Raw genomic sequence first — 12,600 nt, forward strand, 5'->3', positions numbered from 1 at the left:
CTATCGGCGGTTGGTCTGGGCCCGGTCCAGTCCAGCCGCATCTGACGTCGGGTGCCTGAAAGAAGGAGCGAGGCCGCCCGATGACGGGCGAACCGACGTGCCGGCCCGTCGCCGGCCGCCGGACTGGCTGCTGTTTCGGCCGGCCTGCCGCGCCGGGCCTGCTGCCCCGATCGCCGGCTCACAACCCGGGACCTGAGGACTGCACCGCCCTATCCGATGCTCGTCGTCCGCCCGTACATCCGCACATCGGCTTTGAGTCGTTCCGTGTCTTGGGTGAAGCTGCAGGACGGACGTGCGGGCCAGTCCCGCAGGCCGGCTGCTAGCCGGGCGTCCCCTGGCGCTCGCCTCTTCCGGCGAGGCGCTGGGCTTGCCCGTTGTGCACATCGCTCACCCACTCCCAGCCGGGCTTGGCCGATGGGCCGATCCGCGGGTCGCTGGGAGCCTGGGCGTCACGCAGGGCGTGCACGTACGCCCGATCCTGCTCGATCCGTGCGTGTATCTGATCGGCTCCGCCGACTGACCCGTGGCCGGGGACGAGGACATCGACGTCGCCTGCCACACCATCGAGCAGCCGCAGCGCCGCGAGGTAGTCCTCGATGGGGTCAGCGGTGTCGCTCAAATCGAGCATCGGAACCAAGACGTCAGAGAGCATGTCGCCGGCGACGAGAACCCCACGTTCTTCGATGAGAAGCGCCGCATGGCCCGGCGCATGCGCTTGATGCTCGATGATCCGGACTCGAGGACCATCCCATGGAATCTGCGCCGCCTCGGTGGGCAGGGCGGTGATCTGACCGAGCAGGTCCAGCGGGACCCGCTCGGCGATGCCCGTCGGGAGCAGGTGGGCGGTGATGCGGGCCTTCGCGCCCGGGTCGGACAGCTGATCCCGGACACTGGCCGCGCAGCGGGCCGTGCCGTAACGAGGGGCCGCGCCGAGCTGGGCGTGCCAGAGTAGGTGATCCCAATGGGGATGCGTCGAGAAGCCTGCCACAACGGTCTGGCCCGAACGGGACAGGTCGTTCGCGAGGCAGGCCATCTCGTGGTCCTGCACCCCGGGGTCGATGAGCAACACGCCGGCGCGGCCTTGCACGACGATGGTGTTGCTCTGGAGGAACTCGCTCTCGTGGATCAGCACACCGTCCGCGACCTGCCTCAGCACGGTGGCCCCTTCCGCTTGTGGGTTGCAACCGCTCATCGAGACGGTAGGCCTGGCAGTGGTAGATTGCAAGCACTATGGGCGAAGCGAATGAACCGCGATCGGAGTGTCCGATCAACGCCGCCATCGAGGTGTTCGGCGATCGCTGGAGCCTGCTCGTCCTCCGCGACATCGTCTTCGGAGACCGCCGCTATTTCCGAGAGCTACAGGCCAACTCCATCGAGGGGATCGCCTCAAACATTCTCGCCGACCGACTCAAGCGACTCGTCCAGTCGGGACTGCTCACCCGTGCGGACACGCGGCCCGGCCAGCGGGCACGCTACAGCCTGACCGAACCCGCGATCCAACTCGTACCTGTGTTCGCGCAGCTCGGCAGCTGGGGACTTCGCCACCGGCCCACGAGCTCCGCGCTGCGCGTTCGCGCCGAGGTGCTCGAACAAGGCGGCCCCGCGCTCTGGCAAGAGTTCATGGACGAGCTTCGCCGCTCGCACCTCGGCTCGGAATCCCCGGCGCGATCACCAAGCGTCCGCGAGCGACTGAACGCGGCCTACCTCGCAGCCACCAGCTCCTCGTAGCTGATGAGCGCTGGTCAACCGCCAGTTGCCCGGCTGCCTTCCCCCGGTGCCGGGCGACCGTCGTCATCGCATCCGCTCATGATGCCGTTCAACGGTGGCTGACGACGTTGACCACCTTGCCGTCTGGGTCGCGGACGAAGAAGCGCCGGACACCCCACTGCTCGTCAGTAATCGGGTGCACGATCTCCGCGCCCGTCGCGAGTACCGCCTCGTAGGCGGCCTCGACATCATCGACCTCCACGCTGAGGTCCGGGTTCACGGGGGCTGCCGCGTCTTGGGTGATGAGAATGACCTGGGCGGTGGGATTGGACGCTGAGACCAGGTTGACTACCCAGCCCAGGTTCATTTCCTCCCGAAAACCCAGCAATTGGTAGAAGCGGCTGCTCGCGACCGGGTCGGCGGTGGTGATATCAGGCACGGCACGGCGAATTGTCATGCCGGATTTTGGCATGCGGGGTACTTGCTCGTACGGGGAGTGGGCCGTTCATCAGGCGCCCTGGTCTGCCGCAGACCGCGCGTCACGCAGCATAGGCTACGGCGGCGATGCCCAGATGTACGGATGACTGCGTCTCGGCCTCAACCGCTTCCCTGCGGCGCCGCAGTTCTCACCGAGCCTTGGGATTGCGGCCGGGTGACCTGCTCGCTGACCGCTCATACTGCTGGGCAAGGCAGAGCCGGTCAACCAACTGTTCGTCGGCAAGGCCCGGCAGGTCGCGGTCCCAGGTCTCCAACATCTTCCATCGCGACATGACGCATGCCCTCCCTCCCGACCGACGCATCATTCCAGTGCACAGGGTGCAATCCTGAAATCCGAATCTCGTCGCCGGTCAATCCTGGCGTAAACGAGATCTGGGGTGCCGGCAGAGGCGACACCCCAGATCCCTTGTGGTGCTAGGACGCCGCGCAGCTGGCGGTCGGGTTCGTGTTGTTGCCGTTCTTGTAGAGCGTGATGCCGAAGTTGTTGCCGGAGCCGTTCGGCCTTGCGGTCAGCGTGCCGGTGCTACCGCTGACCGAGGCGTTCCAGCTGTTCTGCAGGCTCTGGCCGCCGTTCAGCCGGATCGTGACGGTCCAGTTGTTGCTGCCGCTGACCGACAGGTTCACGTTGAAGCGGTCGGCCCATTCCTCGCTGCGCGTGACGCTGACGGTGCAGCCGCCACCCGGCGGTGGAGTCGTCGGACCGGGTCCGCCGGAGCCTTCGCTCACGGTGATGCTGGCGCTGCCGCTGCTCTGGTAGCCCTCGGTGGCCATGATCTGGTAGTCGTGGGAGCCGAGGTTGAGGCCGAGGCTGGCCCAGGCGTTGAAGTGGTTGGCGGTGGTGATGGTGCCGCTGTTGCGGTGTGACTGGCGGACGCTCCAGTACTGGTAGAACGTTTTGGTGCCCTCGATGGAGGGTTGGTTGACTCGCTGGGTGCGGTAGATGTCGTAGGTGCTGCCGTCGGTGGTGACGGAGCCGAGTCGGGTGGCGCCGGTGCTCGGGTTGTAGCTGCCGAAGTTCTCGACGATGTAGTACTCGATGAGCGGGTTCCTGGTCCATCCGTACAGGGCGAGGTAGCCGTTGCCGTTCGGGCTGAAGGTGCCGGAGTAGTTCACGGTGTGGCTGGAGCCGGGGTTCCAGCCCTTGCCGACGACCATGTTGTTCATGTTGCTCCATTGGACGCTGTAGCTGCCGCCGGCGCCCAGGTTCATGGTGACGTTGCCGTTGTCCTTCCAGTACGAGTAGAAGTACCCGTTGTGGGTGCCGGTTGAGTTCGACGTGACGGTCCGGTCGGCCTCGGCGTGGGCCACGCCGGCCACGGTCAGCGAGGCGGCGGCCAGCACGACGGCGCTGGCGCCGCTGGCGAGCAGTCTGAACCGGCCGCGATCGCGGCCCCTTGGGCGGGCGGGGGCATCGTTCATGGTGTCACCTACTCGTGAGACCTGGCGGACGAGCCAGGCGGTGGTGGGGGATGTGTGGCTCGACGACACTAACGGCCATCGATGAATCATCGTCCGGGAGCGGTGGCCCTCTGTCAAGAATTTCCGGAACGAGTCCGGAAGAATTCCGTGCGCTGATCTCGCTGGTCAGAACCTGATCGCCAGGCCGATCCGAGGTCTCGATCTCGCTTGACGGCCAGTGGCGTTCGGAAAGTTTCGAGAGCGTTCCGGACCTGCTGGCAGGGCGGGGCAGGTGGTTGGCGTCCCGACGGCGCTGCCCCGGCGACGCCCGGGCGTGGCCCACGTCGAAGAGCTGGGCGACGATCAGGGCGCCTCGCGGGGCCTTGGGGGCGTGGGCTCGGGAGAGTTGCCGGTTGGCGGCGCCTCTGGATCCTGGTCGCCCCCTGTGGAGACGCGGCCGGGGAAGGCGAGGGAGCCGGGTCAGTGGGCCTGGCCGGGTGATGGGGCCAGCGGCCCGGCCGGGTTTTATCAAATGAGGTCTTGACGGATCCGGGGGTTTGACATTTTATAAAACCTGCTCACGTAGGAGGTCTCATGTCCGGTCGTAACCGGCTCGTCGCGGCCATCGCCGCAGCAGCTCTCGCGCTCACCGTCTCCGGCTGTGGTGGTTCGGAGAAGGCCGATTCCCCCGATGCCGCCTCCGTCACCTACCTGACCTCCTTCGGGACGTTCGGTCGGGACTCGTACGCCTACGTCGCCCTGGAGAAGGGCTACTTCGACGAGGTCGGGCTCAAGGTCACCATCAAGCCCGGCACGGGCACCGTCGACGTGATGAAGCTGGTCGGGTCGGGGCAGGCCGACTACGGCACCGGCGACCTCTCCGGGTTCATCACCACCATGGCCAACGACAAGTTCCCGGTCCGCGCGGTCGCCGCCATCCACCAGAAGTCGATGGCCGGGATCGCCTCGCTGGGCAAGGCGATCGACTCGCCCGAGAAGCTGCCCGGCGCCAGCATCGCGGACAGCTCCGGTTCCACCAACATGATCATTTTCCCGGCGTACGCCAAGGCGGCTGGCATCGACCCGAGCTCGGTGAAGTTCGTCCCGTCCTCGCCGCAGGCCCTGCCCCAGTTGCTCGCCGCCGGCTCGGTCGACGCGATCGGCCAGTTCGCCGCCGGCAAGCCGTTGCTGGAAAAGGCAGCCGGCGGCAAGGCCGTTACCATGCTGCCGTACGCGGACAAGCTGCCCGACCTGTATGGCAACGGCCTGCTGGTCTCCGAGTCGAAGCTGTCGAGCAACCGCGAAGAGATCGAGAAGTTCACCGCCGCGCTGCTCAAGGGCCTGCTCTACGCGGTGGAGCACCCCGAGGAAGCCGCCCAGTTGCTCAAGAAGCACGACCGGACGGCTGACGAGAAGGTGGCCGCCGCCGAACTCACCGAGATGCGCCCGTACGTCCTGGGCGACGGCGGGACCGCCGGGACGCTGGACCGGGAGCGGGTCGCGCGCATGATCACTCTGCTCGCCGGCACGGGCACCCTCAAGTCCACGCCGGCCGCCGACGACCTCGGCGTCTACGACATCGCAAAGCCGTAACTTCCTCTTCGACGGCGGTGCGCGCGGCCGGTGGTCGCGCGGCACCGCGAGGGGCGACACCATGATCGGAATTCGTAACGTTTCGCAGATCTACCGCACCCGGGCCGGTGACGTGGAGGCCCTGCGCGATCTGTCGCTGGAGGTCGCCGACGGCGAGTTCGTGGCGTTCGTCGGGCGGTCCGGCTGCGGGAAGTCCAGCCTGCTGCGGCTGGTGGCGGGCCTCCAGGAGGCCACCTCGGGCGAGATAACCGTCGCTGGCGCCCCGGTTCGGGGGCCGCGGCGCGACATCGGCTTCATGTTCCAGCGCCCGGCGCTGCTGCCCTGGCGGTCGGTCATCGACAACGTGCTGCTGCCGACCGAGGTGTTCAAGCTGGACAAATCGGCTGCCCGGGCCCGCGCCCACGAACTCCTCGACCTGGTCGGGCTGAACGGCTTCGAGAAGCGCCTGCCGCACGAGCTTTCCGGCGGCATGCAGCAGCGGGTCTCGCTGTGCCGGGCGCTCATCCAGCAGCCCCGGGTGCTGCTGATGGACGAGCCGTTCTCCGCGCTCGACGCGCTCACCCGCGCCGATCTCACGGTCGAACTCCAGCGCCTCCAGATGAAGGAGGCCTCCACGGTTCTCTTCGTGACGCACTCGGTCGACGAGGCGGTGCTGCTCGCCGACCGGGTGGTCGTGCTTAGCCCGCGCCCCGGCCGGTTGCGCGAGATCGTGAAGATCGACATCGCCCGTCCGCGTTCGCTCGGGCACGACGGCCACTCGGCCGAACTCGGCGAGCTTCGCGCCCAACTGCACGACCTGCTGATGACCCCCGAGGAGGTGGCACGGTGACAGTCACCGAGCCGCGCCGTACCCGGCCGGCCAAGCCGCGGACGGACAGTCGCCTGAGCCAGTTCGCCCTGCCAGCCCTCGGCTTGGCGGTCGCCATCGGCCTGTGGTGGGCGATCACCGTCGTCTTCGAGGTGGAGAGCTTCCTGCTGCCGTCGCCGGGGCAGGTGGCGCATGCCATGGTCGAACAGTCCGACTACCTGTGGGACAACAGCCTGGTCACCCTGTGGGAGACGCTGCTGGGCTTCCTGCTGGCCATCGCGGTCGGGGTGCCGCTGGCGCTGACCGTCACCGCCTCCCGGGTGTTGGAGCGCAGCGTCTACCCGCTGCTGCTGATGCTCAACGCCGTGCCGAAGGTCGCCGTCGCCCCGCTGCTGGTGGTGTGGCTGGGCTTCGGCCAGTTCCCCAAGGTCTTCCTGGTCTTCCTGGTCTGCTTCTTCCCGATCGTCATCTCCACCGCCGCCGGCCTCAGCTCCACCCCGGCGGACCTGGTGGAGCTGGGCCGGTCGCTGAAGACCAACTGGTGGCAGACGTTCCGCATGATCCGGATGCCGGCCGCGATCCCGCAGCTCTTCGTCGGTCTCAAGCTCGCCATCACCCTCGCCGTCATCGGCGCGGTGATCGCCGAGTTCGTCGGCGCCACCGAGGGGCTGGGCTATGCGATCGTCGCTTCCGGCTCCAGCGCCGACACCGCGCTGGCCTTCGCCGCGATGATCCTGCTCGGGGTGATGAGCGTCGTGCTGTTCTACCTGCTGGCGGCGATCGAGCGGCTCTGCGTCCCGTGGGCGGACCGGGCATGAGCGCGATCGAGTTCCAGCCGGCCGTCCCGGCGCGGTGGCTCACCGACGCGGTCGCCGCGGTCTTCCAGGCCCTGGGCTTCTCCCCGGACGCGGCCGGCCTGGTCGCCGGCTCCCTGGTGGACGCCGACATGCGTGGAATCCCCTCGCACGGCGTGATGCTGTTGCCGATGTACGTCGACCGGATCAAGGCCGGCTCGGTCAGCCGGGCCGAAAGCGCCGAGGTGGTCCGGGACAAGGGCGCCATCGCGGTGCTCGACGCCGGCCACGCGCTGGGCCAGCTCACCGGTGACCAGGCGATGCGGCTCGCGGTGGAGAAGGCGCGCACCTACGGGGCCGGTGTGGTCACCGTCCGCCGGGCGTTCCACTTCGGCGGGGCGTTCCGGTACGTCGACCTCGCCGTACGCAACGGCTGCATCGGCATCGCCGCGGCCAACACCCGCCCGCTGATGCCCGCCCCGGGTGGCGCGTCCGCCGTGGTCGGCAACAACCCGCTCGCGGTGGGCGTACCACGGGCGGACGGCAAGCCGGTGATCCTCGACGTGGCGCTCTCCGAGGCCGCGCTCGGCAAGATCCGGCTGGCCGCCGGCGAGGGCCGGGAGATCCCGCCGACCTGGGCGACCGACGCGCAGGGGCGGCCCACCACCGATCCGGCCGCCGCGATCAAGGGCCTGCTGCTGCCGTCCGGCGCCCACAAGGGGTACGGTCTCGCTTTCATGATCGACGTACTCACCGGGGTGCTGTCCGGCGGGGCGTACGGCCAGGGAGTGCAGGGCCTCTACGCCGACGTGTCGGTGCCGAACGACTGCGCGCACTTCTTCCTCGCCCTCGACGCCGAGGCGTTCACCGAGGACGCGGAGGAGCTGGCCCGCCGGGTGGACGACCTGGCCGGCCAGGTGCTCGCCTCCGCGCTGGCACCCGGCACGAAGCAGGTCCACCTGCCCGGTGCCATCGAAGCCGGCCGGTACGACCAGGCGCTGCGCGACGGGGTCGCGCTCCAGCCGTCGGTCTTCGCCGGGCTGCTGGAGATCGCCGATGCGCTGGGCGTGGCGCTCCCGCCACCGGTCAGCGCCGGCTGATCCGCCCGGTCCAACGAAGGAGGAAGGAAGGCATGGAGGCCAGTTTCGACGCCACCGGCGAGGTCCTCGTCGTCACCGGCGGCGCCAACGGGATCGGCGCCGCACTCGCCCACGCGTACGCGGACGCCGGGGGCACCGCCGTGGTGTTCGACGTGACCTCGGGGCAGCCGCACCCCGGCGGGCGGGTACGGGAGCACCTGGTGGACGTCTCCGACCGGGACGCCGTACGAGCGGCGACGGCCCGGGTGCTCGCCGAGCACGGCCGGATCGACGCCCTGGTGGCGGGCGCGGCGGTGCAGCCCCGGTGCGACGTGGTTGACATGGACCCCGAGCAGTGGCGCCGCACCCTGGCGGTGAACCTCGACGGGGTGGTCTGGTGCGCGCAGGCCGTCCTGCCGGACATGATCGCCCGCCGGTCGGGCACCATCCTGGTCTTCGCATCGGGTCTGGCCACCGCCGGCCGGGCGCAGGCCTCGGCGTACGCGGCGAGCAAGGGGGCGCTGATCGCGTTCGCCAAATCGCTGGCCGCCGAGGTCGCGGAGCACCGGATCCGGGTGAACACCGTCTTCCCCGGCGTGGTGGACACCCCGCAGTTCCGCCAGGCCAACCCGGCCGGCGGGGAACGGGAGCACTGGGAGCGGGCCACCGGCATCGGCACCCCGGCCGACGTCGTCGGCCCGCTGATGTTCCTGCTCTCACCCGCCGCCACCATGACCGGTTCCACCCTTACCCGCGACCGTGCCTACCCGAGGAGCGAGACGAAATGAGCAGCACGCCCGAGCAGTTGCCGGTAGGCATCGTCGGTGCCGGGCCGGTCGGTCTGATCACCGCGTTGGGCCTGGCCCACTACGGCGTGCCGGTGGTCATCTTCGAGGAGGACGACCGGCTGTCGCTGGACACCAAGGCCGGCACCGTCCTCACCCGTACCCTGGAGGTGCTGCACCGGTACGGCGCGCTGAACGACGTCCTGGCCGGATCGTTGCGCATCGACGAGATCGGCGAGCTGGACCGGGCCACCAACACCCAGACGCTCAGTGTCCGCACCGGTGACCTGACCGAGGACACCCGCTTCCCGTTCGTCATCAACATCCCGCAGCACGAGCTGGAACCGATCCTGCGGCAGCGGCTGGAGGCGACCGCACCCGGCGCGCTGCACATGGGACACCGGCTGCTCGACTTCACCCAGCACGCCGACCGGGTGGACCTGCGGCTGCACACCGAGGCGGGGGAGCGGACGGTGCCCGTGCGCTACCTGCTGGCCTGCGACGGCGGCCGGTCCAGGGTGCGGGACCAGATCGGCGCGATCGTCGAGGGTGAGACGTACCAGGAGCGGTACATGCTGGTCGACCTGAAGGTCGACCTGGACGTGGAGAACCCGCGCGACTACCCGTACCTGGCCTACTTCGGCGACCCTCAGGAGTGGATGATCCTGGTCCGCCAGCCGCACTGCTGGCGCTTCCTCTACCCACTGCCGGCCGGGCAGGCCGAACCGAGCCGGAAGGAACTGGCCGAGAAGGCCCGGCGGTTCATCGGGGACACCAAGAGCCTGGAGATTGTTGGCACCAACGTCTACAACGTCCACCAGCGGGTGGCCGACCGGTGGCAGGACGGGCGGGTGTTCCTGCTCGGCGACGCCGCGCACCTGATCACTCCGATGTGGGCGCTGGGCCTGAACACCGGGGCCCTGGACGCCTCCAACCTGCCCTGGCGGATGGCCTGGGTGCTGCGCGGCTGGGCCGAGCCGAGCCTGCTCGACGGGTACCAGGTGGAGCAGCGGCCGGTCGCCACCAAGGGGTCCGCGGCGATGGCCGCGGCGGCGCGGGCCTACATGGCCCGGCGGGCGGACGACCCGGGGGTGATGACCGCCGGCAACTGGGGCAACGCCTTCACCCGCGCCATGCTCGGGGTACGCCTTGACGTCGACGGCACCGGCGACTGGTCCATGGTCGCCGCCGGCGACACGCCCCTTCCGGTCCTGGCCGGGGCGCGCAGCCCGGACCTGCCGCTGTTCGGGCAGGCCGGCACGGTGCACCTGCACGACCTGGCCGCCGACGCGTTCGTGGCGCTCTACTTCACCGATCCGCGCCGGGTGCCGGCGCTCCCGCCGCAGGATTCGCCCGCGTTGCGCCACTACGTGGTGAGCCGGTGGGACGCGCCGCACGACTCCGGGCTGCGCGACCGGGCGCTGTTCGACCCGGGCGACCGGGTCCGGCGCCGGTTCGGGGTCGCCGACGACACGCTGGTGCTGGTCCGCCCCGACGGGCACGTGGCGGCCATCGTCGCGTTCGACCCGTCATCCGGCGCCGACACCGCCGCGGAACTCTACGCACGGATCACCGGGTGCCCGCCACCCCGTGACCCGGCCTGACCACACCCTCGTCTGCGAAAGGGATGACAATGAGCAACTACGGTCACGCGACCGCTCCGGACGGGAGCCAGGTTGAGCTCGGCGCCGTCGGCCAGGAGATCGTCTTCGAGAACGACCAGGTGCGGGTATGGGAGATCAGCCTGGCCCCCGGTGAGCAGCAGCCCTGGCACCACCACCTCAACCCGTACCTGGTGATCGCCCTGGAGGCTGCCGACAACCGGATCGACGCGCTCGCCGGCGGCGACCCGCGTCTGGTCCACGAGGCTGTCGGCGGGGTGGTCTACCGCGAGCCAGGGGAGGTCCACATGCTCACCAACCACGGCACGACCCGCTACCGGAGCCGGCTCGTCGAGCTCAAGTGCCTGGGGGAGAACCTCGTGGCCGGCGAGGGCGAGCGATGAGCGAGTCTCCGGCGCTCGTTCCGGCCCCGCCGGTGCCAGCCGGTGTCGATCCGCAGGAGTGGGCCAACAACCTCTCCGAGCCGTCCCGGTACGGCGGCGAGGCCGCCGACCGGTCGCGGGAGGCGTTGGTGCCCGGCCCGGACGGCCTGGTGCTGGCCCGGTTCCGCGAGATCCTGCTGCAGACCGACGAGTTGGACTGGGCGGACAAGACGCTGGCCGGCCTCTCGCACAAGGCGCTGTGGCGCAACGAGGAGACCGAAGCCTCCATCTCGCTGATCCGGTTCCGTAAGGGCGCCGGCATTCCGCTACGCCATTCGCACGCGTCCAACCAGTTCATGTTCTGCCTCAGCGGCCGGTACACCTACGTACCGACCGGGCTGACCCTCACCCCGGGCTCCTTCTACTGGAACCCGAAGGGCAGCCTGCACGGGCCGACCCTGGCCGAAGAGGAGAGCGTCCTGCTGGAGATCTACGACGGGCCGCACTACCCGACGCAGCCCGAGTGGTACACCGACCCGGCCGACGCCCACTAGCTCGACCCTCGAAAGAAAAGAAGGCAACCATGCCCAAGCAGCAGATCGTTTCCCCTGAGCTGGCCGCGCCGAACGGTCACTTCGCCCAGGCCACGCAGACCAGGGCGCGGGGCCGGATGGTGTTCGTGTCCGGCATGACTGCCCGCAACCGTGAGGGTGGGGTCACCGGCGTCGGTGACGTCGTCGCCCAGACCCACCAGGTCTGCCAGAACCTGCGCGCCGCGATGACCGCCGCCGGCGGGTCGCTGGAGGACATCGTGCGAGTGGACGTCTACGTCCGCAACATGGAGGACTTCCAGGCCATCCACGAGGTGCGCCGGCAGTACTTCACCGGTGAGCCGCCGGCCTCGACGATGGTGGAGGTCTCCAAGTTCGTCAACAAGGACTACCTGATCGAGATCAACGCGATCGGTGTGATCGACGACGAGGGTGACGCCGCATGAAGCTCGCCAGCGTCGTCACCGCGGCCGGCCGGCGGATCGGGGTGGTGACCGGCGACACCGTAGCGGTGCTCCCCGCCGAGCTCGGCGGCCTCGACGACGCGATCCGTGGTGGCTCGGCCGCGTTGGACGCGGTCCGGGCCGCCGCGCGGCAGGTCACGGCGGTGCCGTTGGCCGAGGTCCGACTCGACGCGCCGCTGCGTCGGTTCAACCGGGACATCCTCTGCACGGGCTGGAACTACTGGGACCACTTCGAGGAGTCACGCGGCAAGCGGGAGGGGCAGGACCCGGCGGAACGCCCCAAGCACCCGACCTTCTTCACCAAGGGCCCGGACACCGTCGTCGGCCCGTACGACGACATCGCCTACGACCCGCAGCTCTCCACCAAGTGGGACTACGAGGCGGAGGTGGCACTGGTCATCGGTGCGGACTGCCGTTCGGTGAGCGAGGCGGACGCGATGTCGTACGTGGCGGCGTTCTGCGTCGCGAACGACGTGTCGCAGCGCGACCTGCAACGCGCGCACGGCGGTCAGTGGCTCAAGGGCAAGAGCATCGACGCGACCATGCCGCTCGGGCCGTGGCTGACCACCCTCGACGAGGTGCCGGACCCGGCGAGCCTGCGCATCCAGTGCGAGGTGAACGGGGTGGTCCTCCAGGACGCGTCGACCGCGCAGATGGCTTTCCCATTCGCTCGTATCATCGCCGAACTGAGTTGGGGGATGACTCTGCGGGCCGGTGACGTGGTGCTCACCGGTACGCCGAGCGGCATCGGAAACGCCCGTGATCCGCAGGTGTTCCTGAACGACGGCGACCTGGTGGTGACCCGGGTGGAAGGGCTCGGTGAACTGCGCAACCGAGTGCGGCTCACGAAGCTGCACTGATCCCGTGCCGGTGCGGGGCGGGGCGGAGCGGCACCGCCCCGCACCATTCACAGTGTTGAAATCGATACTATTTCCAGGG

At 69.3% G+C, this 12,600-nt stretch carries 14 protein-coding genes; 11 read left to right on the forward strand and 3 right to left on the reverse strand.

What is annotated here, in order from left to right; all coding sequences use genetic code 11:
* Positions 1 to 319: 319 nt before the first annotated feature.
* Entirely contained in the window at positions 320 to 1,156 is an 837-nt protein-coding gene (locus GA0070604_RS14535) for an MBL fold metallo-hydrolase (RefSeq protein WP_091118436.1), read from the reverse strand.
* Between the two features lie 74 nt (positions 1,157 to 1,230).
* On the opposite strand from GA0070604_RS14535, the gene GA0070604_RS14540 reads away from it, so the two are divergent.
* Complete coding sequence (locus GA0070604_RS14540; RefSeq protein WP_091118437.1) at positions 1,231 to 1,728, forward strand: winged helix-turn-helix transcriptional regulator; 498 nt, start codon at positions 1,231 to 1,233, stop codon at positions 1,726 to 1,728.
* Positions 1,729 to 1,816: 88 nt separating this feature from the next.
* Here the strand turns inward: GA0070604_RS14540 and GA0070604_RS14545 are convergent, their stop codons facing one another.
* Both GA0070604_RS14545 and GA0070604_RS14550 read right to left on the reverse strand, forming a co-directional pair.
* Positions 1,817 to 2,146: a VOC family protein gene (locus tag GA0070604_RS14545; protein WP_244161900.1), complete on the reverse strand. Its 330-nt coding sequence runs from the start codon at positions 2,144 to 2,146 to the stop codon at positions 1,817 to 1,819.
* Positions 2,147 to 2,619: 473 nt separating this feature from the next.
* The gene (locus tag GA0070604_RS14550; RefSeq protein WP_091118439.1) at positions 2,620 to 3,624 is read right to left on the reverse strand and encodes a glycoside hydrolase family 11 protein; all 1,005 of its coding nucleotides are present in this window, start codon (positions 3,622 to 3,624) and stop codon (positions 2,620 to 2,622) included.
* Between the two features lie 573 nt (positions 3,625 to 4,197).
* Here GA0070604_RS14550 and GA0070604_RS14555 point away from each other — a divergent pair.
* From GA0070604_RS14555 to GA0070604_RS14600, 10 genes are all read left to right on the forward strand, one after another.
* Positions 4,198 to 5,196: an ABC transporter substrate-binding protein gene (locus tag GA0070604_RS14555; RefSeq protein WP_091118440.1), complete on the forward strand. Its 999-nt coding sequence runs from the start codon at positions 4,198 to 4,200 to the stop codon at positions 5,194 to 5,196.
* A gap of 61 nt (positions 5,197 to 5,257) precedes the next feature.
* On the forward strand, positions 5,258 to 6,025 hold the full coding sequence (locus GA0070604_RS14560) for an ABC transporter ATP-binding protein (RefSeq protein WP_091118441.1): 768 nt from the start codon (positions 5,258 to 5,260) through the stop codon (positions 6,023 to 6,025).
* Positions 6,022 to 6,822 (forward strand): ABC transporter permease, encoded by an 801-nt coding sequence (locus GA0070604_RS14565; protein WP_091118442.1) that lies wholly within the window; start codon positions 6,022 to 6,024, stop codon positions 6,820 to 6,822. The genes GA0070604_RS14560 and GA0070604_RS14565 overlap by 4 nt, the downstream gene beginning before the upstream one ends.
* Positions 6,819 to 7,898 (forward strand): Ldh family oxidoreductase, encoded by a 1,080-nt coding sequence (locus GA0070604_RS14570; protein ID WP_091127125.1) that lies wholly within the window; start codon positions 6,819 to 6,821, stop codon positions 7,896 to 7,898. The genes GA0070604_RS14565 and GA0070604_RS14570 overlap by 4 nt, the downstream gene beginning before the upstream one ends.
* Positions 7,899 to 7,930: 32 nt before the next feature.
* On the forward strand, positions 7,931 to 8,665 hold the full coding sequence (locus tag GA0070604_RS14575; protein WP_091118443.1) for an SDR family NAD(P)-dependent oxidoreductase: 735 nt from the start codon (positions 7,931 to 7,933) through the stop codon (positions 8,663 to 8,665).
* Positions 8,662 to 10,266, forward strand: coding sequence for an FAD-dependent monooxygenase (locus GA0070604_RS14580; RefSeq protein WP_091118444.1), 1,605 nt, complete (start codon positions 8,662 to 8,664; stop codon positions 10,264 to 10,266). The genes GA0070604_RS14575 and GA0070604_RS14580 overlap by 4 nt, the downstream gene beginning before the upstream one ends.
* Before the next feature lie 29 nt (positions 10,267 to 10,295).
* Positions 10,296 to 10,667: a cupin domain-containing protein gene (locus GA0070604_RS14585; protein WP_091118445.1), complete on the forward strand. Its 372-nt coding sequence runs from the start codon at positions 10,296 to 10,298 to the stop codon at positions 10,665 to 10,667.
* On the forward strand, positions 10,664 to 11,200 hold the full coding sequence (locus GA0070604_RS14590) for a cupin domain-containing protein (protein ID WP_208602056.1): 537 nt from the start codon (positions 10,664 to 10,666) through the stop codon (positions 11,198 to 11,200). The genes GA0070604_RS14585 and GA0070604_RS14590 overlap by 4 nt, the downstream gene beginning before the upstream one ends.
* 29 nt (positions 11,201 to 11,229) lie before the next feature.
* Positions 11,230 to 11,643 carry a RidA family protein gene (locus GA0070604_RS14595; RefSeq protein WP_091118446.1) on the forward strand — a complete coding sequence of 138 codons (414 nt, stop codon included), beginning with the start codon at positions 11,230 to 11,232 and terminating at the stop codon, positions 11,641 to 11,643.
* The gene (locus tag GA0070604_RS14600; protein ID WP_091118447.1) at positions 11,640 to 12,521 is read left to right on the forward strand and encodes a fumarylacetoacetate hydrolase family protein; all 882 of its coding nucleotides are present in this window, start codon (positions 11,640 to 11,642) and stop codon (positions 12,519 to 12,521) included. The genes GA0070604_RS14595 and GA0070604_RS14600 overlap by 4 nt, the downstream gene beginning before the upstream one ends.
* Positions 12,522 to 12,600 lie beyond the last annotated feature (79 nt).

This window comes from Micromonospora eburnea, from assembly GCF_900090225.1.
Taxonomy (GTDB): Bacteria; Actinomycetota; Actinomycetes; order Mycobacteriales; family Micromonosporaceae; genus Micromonospora; species Micromonospora eburnea.